This window comes from Streptomyces aquilus, from assembly GCF_003955715.1.
In the GTDB taxonomy this organism is placed as follows: Bacteria; Actinomycetota; Actinomycetes; order Streptomycetales; family Streptomycetaceae; genus Streptomyces; species Streptomyces aquilus.
The window spans coordinates 2,850,188-2,871,914 of record NZ_CP034463.1 but is presented as its reverse complement, the minus strand read 5'-3'; the positions used below and the strand labels follow the sequence as shown (position 1 = coordinate 2,871,914).

13 protein-coding genes and 1 pseudogene are annotated in these 21,727 nt (G+C 70.1%); 9 read left to right on the top strand and 5 right to left on the bottom strand.

Annotated elements, in window-relative coordinates:
- The first annotated feature begins 193 nt into the window (after window positions 1–193).
- Window positions 194–923: pseudogene (locus tag EJC51_RS13285) on the top strand (helix-turn-helix domain-containing protein).
- Window positions 920–1,114: a DUF397 domain-containing protein gene (locus EJC51_RS13280; protein ID WP_126271266.1), complete on the top strand. Its 195-nt coding sequence runs from the start codon at window positions 920–922 to the stop codon at window positions 1,112–1,114. The pseudogene EJC51_RS13285 and the gene EJC51_RS13280 overlap by 4 nt, the downstream one beginning before the upstream one ends.
- A 48-nt stretch (window positions 1,115–1,162) precedes the next feature.
- On the opposite strand, the gene EJC51_RS13275 is transcribed toward EJC51_RS13280, so the two are convergent.
- From EJC51_RS13275 to EJC51_RS13260, 4 genes are all read right to left on the bottom strand, one after another.
- Window positions 1,163–6,256, bottom strand: coding sequence for a class I SAM-dependent DNA methyltransferase (locus EJC51_RS13275; protein ID WP_126271265.1), 5,094 nt, complete (start codon window positions 6,254–6,256; stop codon window positions 1,163–1,165).
- A 20-nt stretch (window positions 6,257–6,276) separates the two neighbouring features.
- Window positions 6,277–9,117, bottom strand: a complete 2,841-nt coding sequence (locus EJC51_RS13270; RefSeq protein WP_126271264.1) for a DEAD/DEAH box helicase — start codon at window positions 9,115–9,117, stop codon at window positions 6,277–6,279.
- Between the two features lie 65 nt (window positions 9,118–9,182).
- Entirely contained in the window at window positions 9,183–10,319 is a 1,137-nt protein-coding gene (locus tag EJC51_RS13265) for a serine/threonine-protein kinase (RefSeq protein WP_126271263.1), read from the bottom strand.
- 68 nt (window positions 10,320–10,387) lie between these two features.
- Window positions 10,388–11,029, bottom strand: coding sequence for a hypothetical protein (locus tag EJC51_RS13260; protein ID WP_244362605.1), 642 nt, complete (start codon window positions 11,027–11,029; stop codon window positions 10,388–10,390).
- A 38-nt stretch (window positions 11,030–11,067) separates the two neighbouring features.
- Between EJC51_RS13260 and EJC51_RS13255 the strand changes: the two genes are divergently transcribed.
- The 6 genes from EJC51_RS13255 to EJC51_RS13230 all read left to right on the top strand — a co-directional run bounded on the left by EJC51_RS13255 (window position 11,068) and on the right by EJC51_RS13230 (window position 19,254).
- Complete coding sequence (locus EJC51_RS13255; RefSeq protein WP_126271262.1) at window positions 11,068–12,981, top strand: toll/interleukin-1 receptor domain-containing protein; 1,914 nt, start codon at window positions 11,068–11,070, stop codon at window positions 12,979–12,981.
- A gap of 41 nt (window positions 12,982–13,022) precedes the next feature.
- Window positions 13,023–13,811 carry a nucleotidyltransferase domain-containing protein gene (locus tag EJC51_RS13250; RefSeq protein ID WP_126271261.1) on the top strand — a complete coding sequence of 263 codons (789 nt, stop codon included), beginning with the start codon at window positions 13,023–13,025 and terminating at the stop codon, window positions 13,809–13,811.
- A 15-nt stretch (window positions 13,812–13,826) separates the two neighbouring features.
- Complete coding sequence (locus tag EJC51_RS13245; protein ID WP_126271260.1) at window positions 13,827–14,867, top strand: hypothetical protein; 1,041 nt, start codon at window positions 13,827–13,829, stop codon at window positions 14,865–14,867.
- 315 nt (window positions 14,868–15,182) lie between these two features.
- The gene (locus EJC51_RS13240; protein WP_244362603.1) at window positions 15,183–15,923 is read left to right on the top strand and encodes an ABC transporter ATP-binding protein; all 741 of its coding nucleotides are present in this window, start codon (window positions 15,183–15,185) and stop codon (window positions 15,921–15,923) included.
- A complete protein-coding gene (locus tag EJC51_RS13235; RefSeq protein ID WP_126271258.1) occupies window positions 15,920–17,122 on the top strand; it encodes an ABC transporter permease in 1,203 nt (400 codons plus the stop codon). The genes EJC51_RS13240 and EJC51_RS13235 overlap by 4 nt, the downstream gene beginning before the upstream one ends.
- Before the next feature lie 269 nt (window positions 17,123–17,391).
- Complete coding sequence (locus EJC51_RS13230) at window positions 17,392–19,254, top strand: FUSC family protein (protein ID WP_126271257.1); 1,863 nt, start codon at window positions 17,392–17,394, stop codon at window positions 19,252–19,254.
- On the opposite strand, the gene EJC51_RS13225 is transcribed toward EJC51_RS13230, so the two are convergent.
- The gene (locus EJC51_RS13225) at window positions 19,251–20,201 is read right to left on the bottom strand and encodes an endonuclease/exonuclease/phosphatase family protein (protein ID WP_126276931.1); all 951 of its coding nucleotides are present in this window, start codon (window positions 20,199–20,201) and stop codon (window positions 19,251–19,253) included. The genes EJC51_RS13230 and EJC51_RS13225 overlap by 4 nt on opposite strands.
- 125 nt (window positions 20,202–20,326) lie before the next feature.
- Here EJC51_RS13225 and EJC51_RS13220 point away from each other — a divergent pair, with 125 nt between their 5' ends.
- Window positions 20,327–21,682 carry an amidohydrolase gene (locus EJC51_RS13220; protein ID WP_126271256.1) on the top strand — a complete coding sequence of 452 codons (1,356 nt, stop codon included), beginning with the start codon at window positions 20,327–20,329 and terminating at the stop codon, window positions 21,680–21,682.
- The last annotated feature ends 45 nt before the right edge of the window (window positions 21,683–21,727 follow it).

The following is a 21,727-nucleotide window of genomic DNA, read 5'->3' as shown; positions in this document are numbered from 1 at the left end:
TGGGTGGGTGCGTGGTGTTGTGAGGCGCGGTGGTGCGGGTGCGGGCCGGAGTGGTGTGGGGGAGTTATCGGCTTCATAAGGTCAACACTCTTGTACTGTGAGTAACCTTGACCAGGTGGGACGCGCTGACGTGTGTGGGTTGTACGTGGTGCGGGGCGTTACGTGTGGGGTTCGGTGCGGGAGGAACTGCGGCATGGACGACGAGGTTCAGGGGTCGGGGTCGGGGTCGGGGCCGGGGCCGGGGCCGGGGTCGGAGGGCGAGTACGAGGCTGGGGCGGGGATGCTCCATGTTTTCGGGCGGCAGCTGAAGCTGTTCCGGGAGCGGGCGGGGATGGGGCGGGCGGAGTTCGGGTCGCTGGCGGGGTATTCGGCGTCGACGATCGCTTCGTTTGAGCAGGGGAGGCGGATTCCGCCGCTACGCCACGAAGGCTGTGCCCGGGCTGATGCAGACGGAGGAGTACGCGCGGGCGGTGTTCGCCATGTGGCGGCCCTTGCTGGACGAGGAGATCATCAGCCAGCGGGTCGCGGCTCGGCTGGCCCGGCAGCAGGTCTTCTCTCGCACCCCGTTGCCCACCATCAGCTTCGTCATCGAGGAGTTCGTGCTACGGCGTCCGCTGGGCGGGCGGGACGTGATGCGCGGCCAGTTGGAACAGATCCTTCTGTACGGTCAGCGGCGCAACGTCGAAATCCAGGTGATGCCGATCGAGCGCGAGGAGCATGCTGGGTTGGACGGACCCTTCACCTTGATCGAGACACTGGAAGGGCAGAGGATCGCCTACGTGGAGGCGTACAAGGACAGCCGCCTCTACACGGAGCGGAGGTCGGTACGGGAGATCGAGGAGCAGTACGGCATCCTCCGGGCCCAGGCTCTCACTCTGCGCGAGTCGCTGGCCCTCGTCGAGAAGTTGCTTGGAGAGAGATGAACGCCCAACAGTCGGTACCTGAGTCGGCCTGGTTCAAGAGCAGTTACAGCACGGGCTCGGGCGGCGAGTGCGTCGAGGTTGCCGCCAGCTCGGGTGCCGTGCATGTCCGTGACTCCAAGGACACGAGCCTTGCTGCGCTGAGCGTGGAGCCTGTGACCTGGAGCGCGTTCGTCGAGTTCGCGGCGGTGTGATTGGGGCGGAGCCCTCGGCGCGTGTATGTGCGTGCCGAGGGCTCTTTGTCATGCCGAGGCGGGTTGCGGGGGTGACCAGCGGCCGAGGGCGATCTCCTCGTCCAGGCGGGCCTGGAAGTGCGCGTGGGCTGCGCGCATTTCGGCTTCGCGGTCGGCCTTGTAGAAGGGGGCCGTGTAGCCCGCCGGGGGTGGGGTGCCGTCCGGGTCTTCCAGGTGGGCGATGAGGTCGAGGTAGTCCTGCTTGGTTTGCCCGTGGCCAAAGGTGAAGGGGCTGGCGGCGACCTTGCGACCCTTGGCGTCGAACCAGGTTGCTGATTCGTAGTCGTGCAATTGAGGGAAGCGGGACTTGAAGATCGCAACGAGCTGGTCTGCTGTGATGCCGAGCCAGACGGAGACGAGGGCGTCGAGTTCGACCTGAGCAGCTCGGCGTTCGTGCTCGGTGCGGAGAGGGGTTGCGTAGTCCCAGGTGGGCTTGAGACCGGCAGCGAGGGGCTTGAGGCCATGCCATCCAGGGTTGGCCCAATCCTCATAGCCCGCCCACTGACGGTCGAACAGCTCCGCCCAGAGGGTGGCGTAGTGCGAAGTCAAGGCGTTGAGGCGAAGAGTGCGGAGGAGGAGGGCGGGAGCGAGGGGGTGCGTCGAGGTGGGGGCAGGCATTTTGCGTGCTTCAGCGCCGCGGAGGTCGGAGCGACCTGTGATGCGGAGCAGGTAATCAAGTGGCAGAGAGGCCCAGAAACCCGCGTTGAGCACGGTAAGGCGTTCGTCAGACAGGGCCGCCGAATGCACGGCATCGATGTGGGCGGGGCCGGGTGGGATGAGGGCTGCATGCAGGCAGCGGCTGCTGTCGAAGGGGACCCTCCTCCGCCAAGCCAGCCGGAAATACGAGGTGGAGGGTTTCCCGTTCCAGGAATCTTGGGCCGCCACGTATGTTGTCTGGTCAGCTGCCCGCACGTAGTTGGTCACTGGAGCGTACGTCTCGGTCAGGTTGGTCGGAACGAGCAAGTCCCAGTCCCTATTGCTCCGACAGGGGATCCTCGGCTCCTTCGAGAAGGGAAGTGCCGACGCGAAATGCGGCCCTTGAAGGATGACGTCCGCGAACTCGGAAACGGACTGATTTCCCCAGCGGATCAGCCCGTCCTTCTTTGCGCCGGCTTCGTGGTATCCGCTCGTGATCGCCGGTTGGCAGTCGGCAAAGCTGCTGCGATAGGTGGCCAGCGCCTCGATTGCTCCCTGCTCGCCCACGAGGACGGGATACAGCAGCGGAGCCTGGGCCGCTCCACCCTGCGAGCCCGTCAGGGCCTGCCAGCTGGCAAGGAGGGCAGTGTTCACCTGCACCACGCGATCGCGGTGCGGCCTAATGTCCCATGAGCCGTTGTGCTTGATGCCCGGTGTTGGGCCTCGTCCATCGTGGGCTAGGGAAGCGGGCAGGACGTCGGCGTCCCGGAGCTCGCTTAGGTGAAGAAAATGAGGCTCTTGTGGGGTGCCATAGATGTGCATCCCAAATTCCTGGGACCAGTTCAAATCGTCGAAGGCCCACCTTGATGAGTTGACGAAATGAGCGTGGACTCGAAGATGTCGATAAGTGGCGGCCCGGATAGTACCCTCGCGCGCGCCACCCAAGTGCGTGTCCGGGTGGATCAGGCCCGCGCTGCCCTGCGATGCGATGTTCTGCCACACCTGGGCCATGAAGGCCCGATAGAGATCGCTCTGTGTGCCCAGAAGAAGGGGATACGTCGCCGGGCTGCCCAGAACGGCCATAGATCCTGCATGTACGGCCAACTCGTCGAGGAGGAACCTCTGGTCATCCGTGCTGGAGTTGAGCACCTCTTCCTTGCGTAGCCGCCACTCCTCAGTGGTTGGTCGCTCCGCCAGCACGAACCACGGCTCCAGCTCAGCCAGAACCACGTCCTCCTGCCACTGCGGCCGAACCCAAGGCGGATTCCCCACCTGCAAATCAAACCCACCAGCCCGCGCAAACACCTGCGCGAACTCCAACTCCCAATGAAAGAAACCCTGCTGCCCCGCAACATCCCGAGCCACCGCGGCCCACGGATACCGCTCCTCCAACCGCAGAGCCAGATCCATCCCCATCAGATCCGGCAACGCATCCTCATACGGCTCAAGCTCATCCAGCCGCTCGAACTCCGAGATCAGCGAGTCCGCAGGAACCTCCCGCCGCCCCAGCAACGACTCCGCGAAGTCCAGCCAGTCATCAAGCTCGGCCAGCGGAACCACCACCCGCCGCTGCTCGCTCACCGCCTCCTTGCGCCGCCCAGTACGCCGCTTGTCCAAGTTCTCCCGAGTGAGCGCAAGCTGCTTGGGATCAACGCCGAACCCAGGAAGCGCATCCTCTTCCCAACTCATCAGCACACCGGAGTCCGACCCCGAACCCGAGTCAGCACCCTCCTCGCCCACCCCCAGAGACGACTCAAACGCCCCCGACTCCTCCACCAACTCAGCCACCCGCCGATACCGCTCATCCGTACCGTCAAGCAGCGAAGCGCCCTGCACAGGCCAGAACCACAGCGCACACCACGCATCCATCAGCGTCTTGAGCCGCCAGTAAGGCGTATCGACAGCCTCAAGATCCGCCAGCACCTCATCCCGCTGCACGGCGACTTCAGGCGCCCGCAGCCAACCACCCTCCGCGCCCCACACCTCGATCCGCCGGGAGATGTCCCGCTCGGAGATCTCCAGACGCCGCACGACAAGCCCCCACAGGTACTCGACCCTCCGCGCGAGCCCCTGCAACCGCTCCGTCTGCTTCTTCGACGGCGACTTGGTGAAGGCCTTCCGCCACGCCCCCAACGCCTTCGACTCCTCCGGAGCCAGCGCCTTGGCCTCCTTCTCTGCGGCGACCGAACCCCACTCCTTCGCAGGCAGCAGGAAGTGATGCACAGCCCCCACCGGCAGACCACCCGCCGCCTCCGTCAACGGGAAACGCTCGGGCGTCGACCCCAGCCATCCCCCCTTCTTCAACTTCTCGGCGGCGTACACCTCCCTCCGGCCGCCGATCAGCGAGTTACCCCGCCGCAAGTGCAGACCGAACCACGGCGCTTCCATCCCGGGATGCATCGTGTTGAGCCACAACGACACCTCGGCCAGTTCCACGGCCGTCGAATTGAGGTCCACGCCATAGGAGTTGTGCAGGGCGACGTAGGCCTTCACCCGCTGCAACTCCACCGCATACTTCTCGGTGTCGATGGCAACGCCCAACTCGTCCTGCCGACGCCGCAGATACTCCGCCGCCACCTGGTTGATGGCCTCGTTCAAGAACGCGCCCGACCCCAGCGCAGGTTCGCAGATCTTCCAATCCAGCAGCTCCCGCGCCGGCGTCACCTCACCGTCCTGGTCCAGCCGGTGCTGCAAGGCCAACTGCACGGTCACCTTGGTCAGCGACTCCGGCGTGTAGTACGACGCCGACGTCTGCCGATCCCGCCCCGACAGCCGGTACACGAACGACCCCGGCCGATACCGGACCCGTACCTCCTCGCCCGTCTCCTCGTCACGCCTCCGCACGAAGACCGAGTCCGGATACTCGTCCGCCTTCGACGCCGGCACCAGCCAGGAACCGTCCTTCGAGTGCCCGCCCTTGGCGACCTCGTACAGCTCCTCGCCCGCCACGAACCCGGAGTACGACATCAACCCCTCGTACACGGCCCCGAGTTGGTTGATGCCGAGCTGCGCGTACGAGATGAAGCCGCCGCGCTCGCCCTTCTTGCCGCGCGTGAGCATCAACAGCCGCAGCACCCGGTACAAGGTCGCGTTGCGCAGCCGCGTGTCCACGAAACGCGCCACGCCCGTCTCGTCCTCGTCGACGCGCGGATCCCGGACCGACCGCGCCCCGATCAGGCGGATCGAGTCCGCCTCGAACAGCTTGGAGTGCAGCGGCTCGAAACGCAGACCCACGTCCTCTGAATCGCGCTCCCCCTCGACCGCCTTCCCGTGCATCCGGCGCGAGCGGTAGCCCTCCTGCACCTTCCTGAAGAGCAGGTCCAGCGACTCGTACAGGTAGAAGCCCTCGCGCGCCTTCTCGCCCACCAGGTCCCGCTCCGCCACCAGCTCACCGAGCCGCCCCAGCCCATACCCCTGGTGGTACTCGGGATAGTCCGACGGCAGGATGCCCAGTTCCGGGCGAGCTTCCGCATACAGCAGGAACAGGATCCGGTACAGATAGCGCAGTGACTCCCGCGTCAACTGACGTGACAGCTCCGGGAGTTCCGCTACCTCCTCCGGCCTGACCCCCGCCGCCCGCACCCGGTCGAGGACCTCGTTCGCGATCAGTTCCACGGACAGCCTCAACCCGTCCCGCAGATCACTCGACACCCCCACCGCATGCTTCGTCGACTTGTCGACCAGGCCCGCGAGCGGGTTCTCCCCGCCCTCCTCGGGCGTTCGCAGTGAGTCCGCCCCGAACAGGGCCGCCAGCGTGTCGAGTTCGCCGCCCGCACGCGTGTCGTTGCGTTCCAGCGCCGCGTCCAGGGAGGCCGCCAGGTACCGGCCCTCACCCCACGCCGCCCGGTCGGCGAGCACGACGACTCCACCCATCAGCAACAGCACATAGCGAGGTGCGTCCTCGCACGCGAACAGGAACGACGCCAGCTTCGAACCCGTCGCCACCGCGTTCGAGCCGTCCAGCGGCAGCCGGTGCAGCAACCGCCCCGAACCGTCCGGGTCCATCGCCGCGTCCGGCTCGGCCGCCCACCCGCAGTCCAGGGCCACGAGCCCCGGCTCGGCATGCGCGACCTGGACCTCGTAGGTGTGGTCCGCGCGTTCCACCGTCAGGGTCTGCGGTTTGGCGTCGTAGCCCAGTGCACGCAGGACATCCGCGTTGAGCGCCGATACCCGTTCCCGCCACGCAGGCGCGTCGTACGTCCTCGCGTCGTCCGGCTCGGAAGCCGCCTCTGCGAAGTCCGCGCGCGCCTTGAAGTACCTACGCCGCAGCTCACGCAGGCCGACTCGCGGAGTCACCGGAAGTGAGGACGACGACTCCGTGGGCTCCTGCTCGTCAACTCCCGCCGCTGCCTCCTCCCGCTCCTTCCACACAGCGAGGAGTCCCGACTTGAGGTCCTTCGGGAAGACCTCGGCCAGATAGTGGGCGGAGAAGTAGTCGCCGCGGTTGACGAGAGAGTCGTACGACATGACGGAGAGGACCTCGGGGATCAGCTGGTGTGGTCGAGGACGGCGAGGACCCGGAGCATCGGGCGGCCGGTGGTGAGGAGCGAGTCGGCCAGGTCGGCCAGGTCGGACTTGGTGCGATTGTCGGCGAGGGTCGGTTGCTCCCAGTTGCCGAGGCGGAGTTTGTAGTCCTCGATCGGGCCGGTCAGCGCCTTGTCCCAGTCGCTGCTGTGGCGGCGCAGGAAGCGCTCGGCGGCCTCCAGGGCGCCCGGGATGCCGGCGGCGAGGAGGTCCAGATCGTGGTCGTGCAGCGGATTGGCCATGGTCGGGCCTACGCCCGCCCGGCGCAGCGTGCCCACCATGTCGTCGGTGACCTCGCCTCCCCGTACGGCCATCCACTTCACGACCGTCGGACGGCCCAGCTTGTTGGAGAAGATGCCCTGGATCAGGTAGGTCGGCGCCTCGACGTCCGCCGTGATGACCGGTGCCTCCTGGCGGCCCAGCCGTACCAGCACCTTGTCCGTCAGCCACTCCACGACCGGGTGGAGGTCGGTGAGGAGTGAGATCTCCGGCCAGCTGGACGCTGACGACTCCCGGGCGCGGACAAGGGAGTTGTTGGCAAGCGTGCGGTTGAGCGTCACCAACAGACGTTCGTGCAGGCGCTGTTCGCGGCGGTAGTCCGGCGGGAGCGCCTTCATGCGGTGGGTCAGGTCGGACGGTGGGCGGAAGGACAGCAGGCCCGTCTCCGAGTCGATGTCCAGCTCCAACTGCCGCTGCGCGTCCGGGAAGACCTCGCGGATCGCCTCGTCCAGGAACTCCCGGGTGCCGGTGAACAGGCGGGGTACGTCGGCGGGTGCGGGCGGCGCGTCACCGTCCACCTCGCCCGGCTCGTCGCCTACCGCGCCGAAGAAGTCCGCGAGGAAGTCGCCGCCGTCGTCCTCCGCCTCGGCCGCCGTCGCGTCCAGCGACTCGTCGACCGTACGGCCGCGCAGCAGGTCCTGGATGAGGGACTTCTCCTCGGCCTCGGCGCGGTAGAGGCCGGACACCGCCTCCGCCGTGCCCAGGCTGCGGTGTGCCTCGTCCTCGCGCTCCAGGAGCCGTTCGGCGACCGTGCGGTCGTCCTTCGCGTCCTCGACCTCGCTGGTGAGGATCAGCGCGCGGAACTGCGGCTGGTGGGCCTGGCCGTAGCGGTCGATGCGGCCGTTGCGCTGCTCGATGCGGATCAGCGACCACGGGACGTCGTAATGGATGAGCTGATGGCACTGGCGGTGCAGGTTGACGCCCTCGGACGCCACGTCACCGGTGAAGAGGAGCCGTACCGGGTTGTCGGCGAGGCCGAAGTCCTCCACGCACTGCATCTGCTGCTCGTCGGAGAGACCGCCGTGCATCACGCGCGCGGCCTCCTGGAGCGCCTTGCCCTTGAAGCCGAGGGCCGCCGGGACCGCCGTACGCAACCACTCCAGCGTCTGTACGCGCTCGGAGAAGACGACGACCCGGGTGTCGCTGCGCGGACCGACCCCGATCTCGCGCAACTGCTCCACCAGGGCCCGGAACTTCGCCGAGTCCGTCTCCGACATGACGAGCGTGAGGTCGGCCAGGCGCTGGAGTGCCGCCAGTTCGGGCTCCGCCGAGCCGTCCTCCTTCGCCTTGAGGGTTCGGATGCGGGCGTCGACCGTCGATGCGAGGGCCTTGTGGGAGGACAGGAAGGACTTCAGCAGCGTGTAGGGGAAGAGGCGGCTCTCGCTCACCGAGGGGCGGTCCTGCGGGAGCCACACCTGTGCCAGCTCCTCGAAGATCTGCTCCTCGGCCGGGGTCGCCGCACAGTGGACCGACGTGCTCGGGCCCCGGTCCGCCCACTGGCCCTTCATCTGCTCGCGGACCTCGGGGCTGATCTTCGTACGCCGGATGAAGAGGTGCTCGATGTCCTTCGCCTCGTACCGCTCCGGGTCGCGGATCGCGGCCGGGTCGAGGAGGGAGATCAGCTCGGCGAAGGAACGGGCGTCGCCGTTGTGCGGGGTGGCGGAGGCCAGGATGAGTGCGTCGGTCTGCGGGGCGAGGAGCCGGGCCAACTGGTTGCGGAGGGAGCCGCGGTTGATGAGGTTGTGGGACTCGTCGATGACGACCGCGTCCCATGTGATGCGTTCCAGATGGTGCTTGTACTGGTCCGTGTTCTTGAGCGTGTCGATGGAGACAATGACCCGCTTGAAGTACGTGAACGGGTTGCGGCCCGCCGGGATCTCCCGCTGGATGCGCTCGATGCCGACCGAGTCGAGGCGGATCAGGGGGATCGCGAAACGGGTCCACAATTCGTGCTGGAACTGCTCCAGGACGTGCTGCGGCGTGACGACGAGAATGCGCTCGCCGCGGCCCCGGCGGATCAACTCCGCGAGCGTCAGGCCGATTTCGAGGGTCTTGCCGAGGCCGACCACGTCCGCGATCAGCATGCGCGGGCGCAGGTTCTTGCCGGACAGTGCGAGTTGCGCCGGGCGATGCTGGTAGGGGAGCGAGTCGAGCAGGAAGCTGTCCGCCAGCGCCAGGCCGCGCTCCGACTGGGGGAGCGGCGTCTTGCGCAGGATGGCTTCGAGGAAGAGGCGGCTGCGCCGGAAGTTCGGGGAGTCGTCGGACGTCAGCTTTGTCCGGCTCGGATCCATCAACTGCACATCGTCGAGGTTCGTGAAGAAGACGGCTTCCTGGTCGCGGACGAACTCCGAGACGCCCACCGCCTCGATCTTGTCCCCGTCGTGTGCCGTGTGCGTCACGTTCCGTACGAGCCACTCCTCGTCACGGACCTCGATCTGCGAGCCGGGCGGGTACTTGGCATCCCCTTCGTCCGCACCGGCGCTGTGGGGAGCGTGCGCGACGGCACCGGCCTGCTCGACGGTCACGAGGGCTGCCTCCGGGAATGTCAGGTGCTTGAAGGGGAGGTTGAAGGGAGTTGTCTCAAGGTTTCTCAGAACTTCGCATGCTGAGCGTAGGCCTCGCGCAGCTGCTGGGCCACGCGCTTGGCCTGCACGGAATGCCGTATGCCGGGGCCGCCTGAGCGGGGAGCGGTCCGTGCCCGGACCCGCGGCGAGGGCGCCGGGGTGGCGGGGGCCGGGACCGGGGGTGCCGGCTGCTGCTCGGGGGCGGTCGGCTCGGCCTCCGCGGTCGGGCTGGGGATCACCTCGTCAGCCGTCGGCGGAATGGCGACGTCTTGGACTCCGCCGGTGCTCTGGGCCACGTGAGAGGTGAGTCGGCGCCGGGCCTGGGCGACCTTCAGGCCCTTGGCCTCGATCACGGCACGGCACTGCTGGACCACGTTCTGCAGGGTGGGACGCAGGCTCGGGTCGTAGGTGAGCATCGTGGTCAGCAGCGGTATCAGCTCGTCCGGGGCGCCGCTCAGGTCCGGCTTCGCGTCGGCCTTGGTGATCAGGTGGAAGAGGGCGTGGATGTTCTCCGCCTGGAACGGATAGTGGCCGGTTGCCGAGTAGAGCAGGACGGCGCCGAGGGCGTAGACGTCCACTGGCGGCAGCAGGGGCTTCACGCCGTTCGCCTGCTCGGGAGCCATGCAGGCCGGAGTGCCCATGATCGTGTTCGGGGCGGTGAGGGAGGCGCTGGACTCGGTGAACATGGCGAGACCGAAGTCGATGACCTTCGGGCCGTTCGGGCCGAGGAGGATGTTGGCGGGCTTGAGATCCCGGTGCAGCAGACCCTGTTTGTGGACGCCGGCGAGGGCCTCGGCCAGCGTCGCACCGAGGGACGCCACGAGAACGGTCGGCAAGGGCCCGCAGGTGTTCACATGTTTCCGCAGGTCAGGGCCGTCGACATACTCGGTGGCCAGCCAGGGCTGCTCGGCGTCGGGGTCCGCGTCCATGAAGGCGGCGATACGCGGGCCCCAGATGGTCTTCAGAACCTCGACCTCCTGCGCGAAACGCAGCCGCGTCTCCGAGTCGACCACCGTGGGCTTGATGACCTTGACCGCGGCCGGTTCGCCCCCTTGCGACTCACCGAGGTAGACCTGCCCCATGCCGCCGTGGCCGATCCGGCCGAGCAGTTCGAAATCGCCGAGCTGCGTCGGATCCTCGGGGCTCAGTGGCGCCGCGTTCACGTGGGTCTCGTCCCTTCGCCCTGGTCATCCCGTATGTGCACCGTGCAACGGTAGTCCACGCCCCACGGTCAGCTCACGGCGGCGAGCCTCCGCCGTGGCCTGTCAGCCTTCACTGTCCCTCTGACCTGCGGGGGGGGGTACCCCGCCCCAGAGGACCGAGGAGTCGGCAGGTCGATGAGATCGCTGACGTCCGCCACCTCCTGAAGGGTCCGGGCCAGTGAGACCAGGGTCTGGCGGACCTCTCCGATCCGCTCGCGCAGTGCGCCCGCGTGTTCCCACTCCCGCTCCCACGCCACCGGATCGTGTCCCTCCGGCCGCTGCGACTCGTACGCCGTGAGTCGCGGATGCCACGACGCGAGCAGCGGGCGCAGGACGCGGTTGAGGACCGTCACCGCGAGGACGCCGAAGCTGACATGGCCGGGGGCCAGGGGAGGGGCGACGTCGGGGCCGTAGCGGCGCAGTATCTCGCGGGTCGTGTTGAAGAAGGTGTAGAGGGAGGACAGCGCCTCGCGCAGGAAGCCCTCGCCCGGGTCGAGTTCCTCGACCGACACGCGCGTGACGAGTTCCAGGTACAGCTCCCAGGCCGCACTGCGTTCCGCGTCCGCCGGCTCCCACGTACCCGAGATCTCGCCGACGAACGGAATCGTCAGCCGGGCCGTGACCTGAGCCGGGCCGCCCGGTCGGCGCCGCCTGCGCTGCCTGTTTGCCATGATCGACCTCCCCGGTACCCACAGTAGGGTAAGTCGCCGTGTGGGACGTCTTCCTCAGCTACAGCCGCAGCGATGTGGAGCGGGTCCGTCCGCTCGCGCGGGCCTTGCGCGGCGGGGGCCTTCGGGTGTTCACGGACGAGACCGGAGTCGCGTCCTTCGCGGGCATCAGCGACACCATCCGCCGTGAACTGGCCCGCTCCAGGGCCCTGCTGGCGTACTACTCCGCCGGCTACCCGGAACGCGAGGCCTGCCAGTGGGAGTTGACCACCGCGTATCTGGCGGGACTCGGTGAAGGCGACCCGCGGCGCCGGGTCATGGTCGTCAACCCGGAGCAGGGGACCGGTCATATCCACCCCGTCGAACTCCGGGACGCCCGGCACGCCTCGGACGACGACCTCGCCACCCTCGTCGACGACGTACGCGCGCATGTCGCCGGTCTCGACGGCCCCATGCCTGTCCGCGCGTTCGGCGTACGACGCCGACGGCCGGGCGCGCCGCAGCCGCACCCCGGGTTCCTGGGCCGCCTCTCCGAACTGTGGCAGGTGCACTCCGCCCTGCACGCCCACACCGCGCCCCTCGTCACCGGCCGCGCCGCCGCCCACGCCGTCCAGATCCGCGGCACGGCCGGCATCGGCAAGACCGCCCTCGCCCAGGAGTACGCGCTCCGTTTCGAGGCGGCGTACCCGGGCGGGGTCTTCTGGCTGAACGGGGAGGCGTACGACGACTCGCTGCGCGCCCTGGGAATCACCGAGCCGTACGACCAGTTCGAGGCGGCCGGCGAACCGTTCCTCTGGATCGTCGACGCCGTCCCCGCCGGCCGGCTCCCCGCGCGCGAGATCACCGGCATGGCGGCCCCGCACCCACTGGGCCGCACCCTCTTCACGCTGCGCAGCAGGGCGTACGACGGACTCGGCACCGCCGTGGACCTCGGCCCCCTCGACCCGCCCCACGCGCGCGTGCTCGTCGGCGGTGACGACGCGCTCGCGGAGGCGACGGGCGGCCACCCGCTCGCCCTCACGCTCCTCGGGCGGGCCGTTGCCGCAGGTCACGACGCCCCTGCGCTCTACGACCGGCTGCACGCGCGCGGTGCCTCGCTCCTCGACACGCTGGCCGGTGAGGACGTGACCGCCGCTCTCGTGCGCGACGTGGACACGCGGGACGCCGCCGACGCGCTCCGCTGCGCCGCTGCGCTGCATCCGCTGCCGCTGACCGCGGAGGACGCGGAGCAGGCGCTGGCCGCCGCCGATCGCGTACCGAGGGCCGTCGCCCACCGCCGTGCCGACAACGGCATCGCCGAACTGCGCGTCCGCGGTCTGCTCACCCCGGTCGCCGACGGTGGCTGGCAGCTCCACCCGGTCACCCTGCACGCCTGGCACCACCACGACCCGGCCCCCGCCCGCACCGAGGCCCTGCGCCGAGCCGCCCTGCGCACCCTGTGCGCCCGCCGCGACCCGGTTACGCTGGCCTTCCCCGGTGGCCGAAGGGAGGCACCCATGACAGCGCCCAGCGAGTCGGAGCGGATGGCCGCCTTCGACATCCAGGTCGAGCTCGTCACACGGATCGGGGTGCAGGAACTGGCGCCGGGGACGGGGAGTCTGCGGGAGGCGCTGACGTCCCTGAAGTCGCTGATCGATTTCACGCGCGCGACGCTGCACACGTACAGCATCGGTCTGGAACGGGGGTCGGCCGACGGCACGCCGACGGTCCAGACCCTCGCGTACGGCCTGATCAACGACGTCATCCGCCCCTTCACCTCGACCTGGCACCCACGCCTGGCCGCGTACGAGGCCCGCTGCCCGACGGACACCGCCCCCCTCGACCACGAGACGGCCTGGCCGGAGGCGGACACGATGCGGGCCGAACTGACGGCGTTGCAGGGGCCGTTGCGGTCGATCGCCGACTCTCTGGGTGGCATTTCGGGGGCGGACTTCGGGGTGGCGGCGACGGGTTAATGCGGTCGCGTCGGACCGGAGCGGCTCCTTACGCTGCACCCATGCCCGCCCACACCGACGCCGCCTTCCTCGACTCCACGGCTGACCGCCTCGCCGCCCTGCCCACCGTCCAGGCCGTGGCCCTCGGCGGTTCGCGCGCGCAGGGCACGCACCGCCCCGACAGCGACTGGGACTTGGCGGTGTACTACCGCGGCCCCTTCGACCCCGCCGACCTCCGTGCCGTCGGCTGGGAGGGCGACGTGTCGGATGTCGGCGGCTGGGGCGGGGGCGTCTTCAACGGTGGCGCGTGGCTGACCGTGGACGGGCGCCGCGTCGACGTCCATTACCGCGATCTCGACGTCGTGGAACACGAGTTGGCGGAGGCGGAGGAGGGGCGGTTCCATGTGGAGCCGTTGCTCTTCCATCTCGCGGGGATTCCCAGCTACTTGGTGGTGGCCGAGTTGGCGATCAATGAGGTGCTGCGGGGTGATCTGCCTCGCCCGGACGGCTATCCCGCGAAGTTGCGCCGCACGGCGAGCGACCGCTGGTACGGCACTGCTCGCGCCACCCTCTCCTATGCCCGCGCCAACCACGCCCCCGCAGCCCGTCTCACCGAAACCGCCGGCGCCATCGCCACGGCCGCAGTACAGACGGCGCACGGGATGATGGCGTCCCGGGGCGAGTGGGTGACCAACGAGAAGCGGCTCCTGGAAAGGGCCGGGCTGCGAACCGTGGACGGCGTCGTCGCGTCACTCTCCGAGGAAGCGACCCCGGATTCCCTGATCCAGACGGTCACCCGGGCCGAGGCGATCTTCGAGACAGCGAGCCGGGGCAGCGCCGCGGATCTCTAGGAGGGCAGGAAACGCATGGTGCGGGTGCTCATCTCCCCGTCGTACGGAAGCACCGAGACACGGCGCCACTGGGCGGACACGATCGACCGGCAGGTGGACTTCTCGGTGCCACGCCACGACCGCCTGCTCACCTCGGAACAACGGGAACAGCTCCGGTCGCTGCACCCGGAGGGTCGTGCGAGGTTCTGGGGAGCGACTCCCGCCCACGACAGGAAATTCGCGGACGTGGCCACCGGCGACGTCGTGCTGTTCACGGGGCAGGGGCAGGTGCGTGCCATAGGAGAGGTCGGAGCGATCTTCCGCAACCGAGACCTCGCCGATGCGCTGTGGCCGCCCCGGCCCGACGCACCGAGCTGGCACACCGTCTACAGCCTTCTCGACGTGGTGCCGTCCGGCATCACCTACGAGGAGCTGAACGCGTCGATCGGATACCGTGCCGCCCACAACTTTCCCGGCCAGATGGTCCTGCGCGGCGACAAGGCGAGGTCAGTCCTCGAAGACTTCATGATCGTGCCGGGTGCGACGAACCCGCCCGCGTCGGCGCCGGCGGTCGCAGGAAGCGCGGACCCGGTCCGCATCGCTGCGCTTGAGGAACTGCGTACCCATCGGACCGGCTACCGGCGGAGCCGACGCCTGATCGTCGTCGATCGGCGTGAAGCCCGACTCGTGCGTGAGTACCGGCAGTTCCTCGCCGATCGCGGACTGACGGCCAGTCGGTTCTTCTGTCCGGCCGGCATCAGCGACATGTACGTCGAGCACACCGGCGAGCCCGAGGTGATCGAGGCGAAGAGCGCCGCCGACCACGGCCATGTACGGCAGGCGTTGGCCCAGCTCCTCGACTACGCCCCCCACAGCCCGGCCTCGGCGCACACCCTCACGGCGCTGTTCCCCGAAGCGCCGGACCCCGACGACATCGCACTCCTGCACCGCTACGGCATCGACTGCGTCCACCAGGAGCCGGAGAGCGGCTTTCGGCGAGTACCCGCGTCGAGAGAGCGTCGGGCCCTCATGCGTGAGGTGTGGTCGGAGAAGCCTGCGGCGGCAGCGGCGGGATGACGCCGACCGCCACCGCTTCCCTGTGGCTGTCCGCTCACGCTTCGGTGTGAACTCGATTGGACCTGGCTGGCCGGAACACCCCTGCTGGTGAACCCACTTCTGGCTCACCCGAGGCGCCGAGGCTCTGGGCCGTACACCTCCGAACCCGAAAGGCCGGAGCCGTGATCGGTCAACAGGGCAGACGACAGTGGGCTCTTTCAGCCGATCTTGATGCGGGACGCAACTTGTACGGTCCGTGGGCCGGTTGCCCTGACGAGGTTGCGTGGGCTGCCTCCTTCCTGCCCGGCGTCCGACCGCCGAAGGAGCAGTTCGCCTGTGACCCCCTCTCCCCAAGTCGCCCTGGTCGCCCAGCGGCTGGGCTTCACCTACGCGTCCGGTGCCGGTCTGAAGCCCGCGGATCTCGCCCTTGCGTCAGGAGAGACGGCCGCCGTAGAAGGCCCCTCGGGCTCCGGCAAGAGCACCCTGCTCGCCCTTCTCGGTCTGATCCTCACGCCGAGCACCGGCTCCCTGGCTATCAGCGGGACCGACACCGGCTCACTCACACCGAGCGAGCGGGATTTGTTGCGGCGGCGGGAGATCGGCATCGTCCTTCAGGACCTCGGTCTCCTGACCTTCCTCAACGCCTGGGAGAACGTGGCCGCCGCCTTCGGGCCGCGGTTCGGGCGGCATCGTGGTGTGGCTCGGGATCTGCTCGGTGATCTCGGGATGGGGGAGCTGGTCGACCGGCCGGTCGCGGAGCTCTCCGGTGGGCAGCGGCAGCGTGTCGCCGTCGCTCGGGCCGCGGTGAAGCGACCCGTGCTCGTCCTGGCCGACGAGCCGACCTCGGGGCTCGACCCGAAGAACGCCGACCTCGTGAAGGGCGCCCTGCGTGCGTGTGCCGCGCAGGGCGCCGCCGTACTGCTCGTCACCCACGATCGCGGCATCGCCGAGACCTGCGATCGGCGGTACGCGCTCGACGAGGGAGTGCTGTCCCCTGTCTCCAGCGTCTCCAACGCCTCCAGCGCCTCCATGGAGAACGCTCGCACCGACAACGCCCGCAAGGAGAAGCTCGGATGAGCCTCTGGAGCCTCCACACCTGGAAGCGGGACCGGCGTTCCCTGCGCAGGGCCTTGCCCACCCTCGCCGTCATGGGCGCGCTGCTCGGCACGGCCGCGGGAGTCGCCGCCGGGGCCGCCGGGGCCGTGGAGCGGGACGTACTCGGGTCGGGTGGGCTCACCCAGGTCGAGTTGTCGTCGTTCGAGGGGGATGACTCCGTCCGTGCGCTCACCGACTCCGCGCTACGGGACGCGGAGAAGACACCGGGCGTCCGTCAGATCGTCGCCGACTACCCAGCCACCCTGTACGCCGAGGAAGAGGGCACTTACGACCTCACCAGCCACACCCTCACCCCGGGCGACGACCTGCCCGTCACCCGAGGTGCCCTCCCCGCCCAACTCGGCCGGGATCACATCGTGTTGCCCGCCTCCTCCCAGGGCACCGACTTCGCCCCGCTCCTCGGCCGTACCGTCGCTTTCGGGTACACCAAGGCGACCGGCGCCGGCGCCGGGGCCGGTACCACCGCCGTCGTCAAGCTGACGATCGTCGCTCTGTACGACCCGAGTTGGCAGGCCGACGGGCCGGGCGTCGCCTATCTCTCCGAGGAGACCGCCGCCCTGCTCGCCGCGGCGCGTGCCGGGCAGACGGTGGAAGACTTTCGGGGCCAGGAGGGTGCCCAGTCCGCCGTCGTCGTGGTCGGGCATCAGGAGCAGGTCGCCGGTGTCGTCAAGTCGCTTCAGGGCGACGGCTTCTCCGCCTCCGCCGTGTCCGACCGGGTGCGGAACCTGCCCGGTCTCTTCGGCGCCGCCGATCTCGCGATGCGTATCGGTGTGCTCGTCCTGGCGCTTGGCGCTGTCTGGCTCGGTGTCGTCCGGGCCGCCGACAGTGCGCGGGCGCGGATCGGGCAGCTCGCGATTCTGCGGATTCTCGGGTCCGGGCGGGGTGAGCTTCGGCGGATTCTGCTCGGGGAGGCCGCGTTGTCCGGGGGAGTGGCGGGCATCCTCGGTGCGGCCGTCGGTACGGGGGTGTCCGTAGCGCTCGCCGGTCCGCTCAGTGAGGTTCTCGGTCTGCCCATCACCGTCGCGGATGCGCTGCCCGGTCCGGGATGGGCAGCCGCGGTGCTCTTGCTGCCGGGTGTCGGGCTTGCCGCCGGAACTCTTCTCGGAAGCCGGGACGTTCTTCGCCGCGACCCTTATCTCACCGCCCGCGCGCACAGCTGACGGTGCGATACGAAGCCCACGTTGCCGGCCGCTGTCTCGCGTACGTATCCGCCGTCGATCGCTGTCGATCATCGTCGATCGCCGTATCGACCGGGTCCGGAGCCCCTGGACAGTTGAGTTCATAAAGAAAGCGGCAATAGGGCCAACCGTCACATCCCCGAAATACGACCGCCCCAACTTCTCCCCCCACGCGATCTACCGTGGACATCCACGCCCGGCCACCGTCGCCCGAAGGCACCCTCCGCCCTCGACCGGACGACAGGAGCCCAGTGTCCCGCCCGCTCGACCTCCCGCCCTGGCTCGCCCACGCCCTCCGCACCCAGCGCGGGCCCGTTCCCTGGAACGCCGTCCTGCGCGGCGCCCTCTCCGCCGGGCCCCTGCTGCTCGTCGCCGTGGTCGCCGACCGCACCTCCCTCGGTGTCGTCGCCGCCATCGCCGCGATGCTCGCCGGGATCAACGACCGGCCCGGCAGCCGGCGGGCCTCCGTCCAGCGGATCGGGGTGCCGGCGGTGGCCGGGGCGCTGGGGATGCTCGTCGGGACGTACGCCGGACAGCACGTCGCCGCTCTGCCCCTCACCCTTCTTCTCACCGGGCTCGGCCTGGTCGCGGGCGGCATGAGCGCCATCGGGCCGGTCGCCTCCGGGGCGGGGACGCAGCTGCTCGTCGCCTCCGCGATCGGGGCGGGGATGCCGCTGCCGGAGGCGGGCTGGCAAAGGGCGCTCGGCTATCTCGCGGGCGCAGCCTGGCTGCTCGGGCTCCGCCTCGCCCTGCCCACGCCCGGCTCCCTCGCCGGTGACTTCCGGTTCGACGGGGAACGGGAGGCGGTCGCGCGGGTGTACGACGCCGTCGCCGACCTCCTCGACGCCGTCGGCGCCGACCACGCCACCGCCCGCCGCGCCGCCCTCACCGCCGCTCTCGACCACGCGCAGGACGCCCTCGCCGGGCCCCGACTGCGGCGTTACGCCAGCTCCGCCGCCGAGCGGCGGCTGCACGCCCAGTACGCCGCCGCCCTCCCGCTCGCCGAGGCCGCCACCGCGCTCGCCTGGGCCGGCGAACCCCTGACCGGGCGGGCCTCGGCCGGGCCCCGCCGGCTCGCCACCGCCGTACGCGAGAACACGCACACCGGGCCGCTGCCCGCGCCCACCCGGTCCGCCCCCGCCCTGCGGGCGCTCGACGACGCCCTGCTGCACGCCGCCGAGGCCTTCGACCGGGGCAAGGGCGGGGATCTGCACACCCGTCGGCGGGCGGCCGGGGATCTGCTGCGGGCCGCGTTCGGCAGTGGCGGACGGGAGTACGGGCTGCGGGTCGCCCTCAGCTTCGGCGCCAGCGCCGCCATCGCCCAGGGCCTGCACCACTCCCACTGGTACGGGCAGCACGAGCACTGGTACTGGCTGCCCGCCACCGCCGTCTTCCTCGTCAAGCCGGATCTCGGGCCGCTGGTCTCGCGGGTGCTGTGCCGGGCCGCGGGGACCGTGCTCGGCGCGCTCGTGTTCGCCGCCTTCGCCGCCGTACTGCCCCGGCCCGAAGGGCTCATCGCGCTCGTCGCCGTGAGCGGGGCGCTCATCCCCGTCGCCACCCGGCACTTCGCCGCCCAGACCGCCGTGGTCACCGTCCTGGTGCTCGCCCTGGTGATGGTCGGCGGCGAACCGCAGGCCTCCGTGAGCCGGATCGGCGAGACGCTGCTGGCGTGCGCGCTCGTGCTCGTCGTCGGCCATCTCCCGATGCCGGGGCAGCGCGGCGGGGGAGTGCGGGCCCGGCTCGGCGCTGCGAGCGAGGCCGCCCAGGCCTACCTCTCCCACGTCCTGCACGAGACGGACCCGGACGCGGACAGCCGTCGCGTCCGCTGGACCCTGCGCCGCGAGGCCTATCGCACGCTCGCCGAGGCCCGTACCGCCATCGCCCTCGCCGCCGCCGAACTCCCGCCGCTCGCCCGGCACTCGGCGGGGGCGGGCGACGTCGTCGCCGTGCTCGAAGAGCTCGTCGACACGACCACCGCGTGCGCCGTGCATCTGGACGACTCGGGCCGGCTCACGCCCCTGCACACCGAGCGGCTCGCCGAGCTGCTGGACCAACTGGCGCAAGGACGCGGCCACTTGAGGGTACGGCTGCCCGAACTTCCCTTGGCTGTCTAGCCGATCCGTACCCACACCGGCGCATGATCCGACCCAGGGGCCCCTCGCCTTCCCGCCGGGTTCGCGTCCACGGACGGCAGGTCGGGTGCCGCCTCGTCCGGCAGGCCGGTGCCCGCCGCCGTCACCCGGCGGACCAGGCGGTGGCTCAGCAGGATGTGGTCGATCAGTTCACGGCGACCGGAGTTGACGCGGGAGAAGCGCTGCTCGGCGGGGATGAGTGGGGCCACGTCCCACAGGCGCAGCGCGTCGCCGCCGTCCGGCCGGTCGAAGCCGGGCGTGCCGATCTCGGAGCCGGGCGGGCCGAGCAGGATCTGCGTGGTCGCCGCCTGCACCTCGTCGTTCAGATCACCCAGTACCACCACGTCCCGCTCCCGACCGTCCCCCGCCAGCAGCACATCGGCCAGCGCGCGCAACGCCGTCGCCTCCGCCGCCCGCCGGTACAGCGCGTACGCCCCGTAGCGTGCCCGTTCGCCCTCGTCGCGGGGCGCGAACCGGCCGCCCGGATACGACAGCAGCTTCGACTTCAGATGGCAGACCGCCGCCCGCAGCGGGCCGGCCTCCGTCGCCGCCTCCACCGCCAGGAAGCCGCGGCCCGCCTCCGCGGCCACGCCGCCCTCGTCGTCCGCCTGCACCGGGCGCAGCCGTGCCGGGAACGCGTTCGTGTCGGACAGCACCTCCAGCGGGACCCGGCTGAGGAACCCGACCCGGATGCCCCGGCCGTCCGGGTGCCGGGACAGCGCGGTGTGCCAGTCGCCGTCCAGCAGGCCGGCCAGGTCCCGCAGCGCCTCCGGCTCACCGACCTCCTGCACGCCCAGCAGCGTCGGGTTCAGCTCCGTGATCGTGGCGGCCAGGGCGGCGAGCTTCGTCTCGTAGGCGGCCTTGTCGGGCGGGCCGAACGGGCCGCCGGGGCGGTACAGGTTCTCCAGGTTCCAGGTGCCGATGAGCATGCCGGTCCCCCTTCCGGGCGGTGTCATGAGGCCAGCGTGCTCGTCCGGGCGACGCCGCGACAGAGCCGGGACGCGATGCGCGGTTCGGCTCACACGACCCGACGACCACGCCGTACGTTGGCGTGATGACCGACTCTCCCGCCGACCTCGTCATCACCGGTTGCACCGCCCTCGTCCACGACGCCGAGGAGCGCATCGGGTTCGAGGAGAACGCCACCGTCGTCGTACGGGACGGTGTCATCGAGTCCCTCACGGCGGCCGAACCTCCGGCCGAGCCTCCGCCCGCCGCCGAACACATCGACGCCCGGGGGCAGGTGGCGATGCCCGGGCTCGTCAACTGCCACACCCACGCCCCGATGGTCGCCCTGCGCGGGGTCGCCGAGGACCTGCCCACCGAGGAGTGGTTCAACGACGTCGTCTGGCCCGTCGAGTCCAACCTCACCGGAAAGGACGTGGAGTTGGGCGCCCGGCTCGCCTGCGCGGAGATGATCCGCGCGGGCGTCACCTGCTTCGCCGACCACTACTTCTCGATGGACGCCGTCGCCTCCGTCGTCGAGGAGTGCGGCATCCGGGCGCACCTGGGCGAGGCCTACTTCTCCTCCCAGGGTCCCCAAGGGCGGGAGAGATCACTGGAGTTCGCGCTCCGGCACCGCGGCGGCGCCGCCGGTCGCATCACCACCGCGCTCGCCCCGCACGCCCCCTACACGGTCGACGACGCCGACCTCGCCGCCACCGCCGAACTGGCCCGCGCCCACGGCCTCCCCGTCCATCTCCACGCCGCCGAGAACCGCGACCAGGCCGACACCAGCCTCGAACGCCACGGCGTCACCCCCATCGAGGTGCTGGCCCGCACCGGCATCCTCGACACCGACGTCCTCATCGCCCACGGCACCGGCATCCTCGACCGCGACCTGCCGGTCCTCGCCGGTGCCACCGGCCGCGTCTCCGTCGCCACCGCACCCCGCGGCTACCTCAAGTTCGCCTGGCCCACCACCACACCGGTCCGCGCCCTGCGCGACCTCGGCATCCCCGTCGGCCTCGCCACGGACGGCGCCGCCTCCAACAACTCCCTCGACGTATGGGAGTCGATGGCGCTCACCGCGCTCATCCAGAAGTCCACGACCGGCGACCCCCGTTGGCTGACGTCCCGCCAGGCGCTGCACCACGCCACCCTCCAGAGCGCCCGCGCGGTCGGACTCGGCGACACCCTCGGCACCCTCGCCCCCGGCCGCCGCGCCGACCTCGTCCTCGTCGACCTCACCGGCCCGCACACCCAGCCCGTCCACGACCTCGCCGCCACCCTCGTGCACAGCGCCCGCTCCTCCGACGTCCGCACGACGATCGTCGACGGACGGGTCCTGATGCGCGACCGGGAGCTGCTGACCATCGATGTTCCCGGTGTCGTCAGGGAGTTGGGGGAGCGGATGCCCGCGCTCCTGGACCGGAGTCACGGCGGGCGGATCCAGGAGTACGACACCTGAGAGCCGCCGGAAAACGACGACGAAAAAATTCTCCGGCCCAGCGAT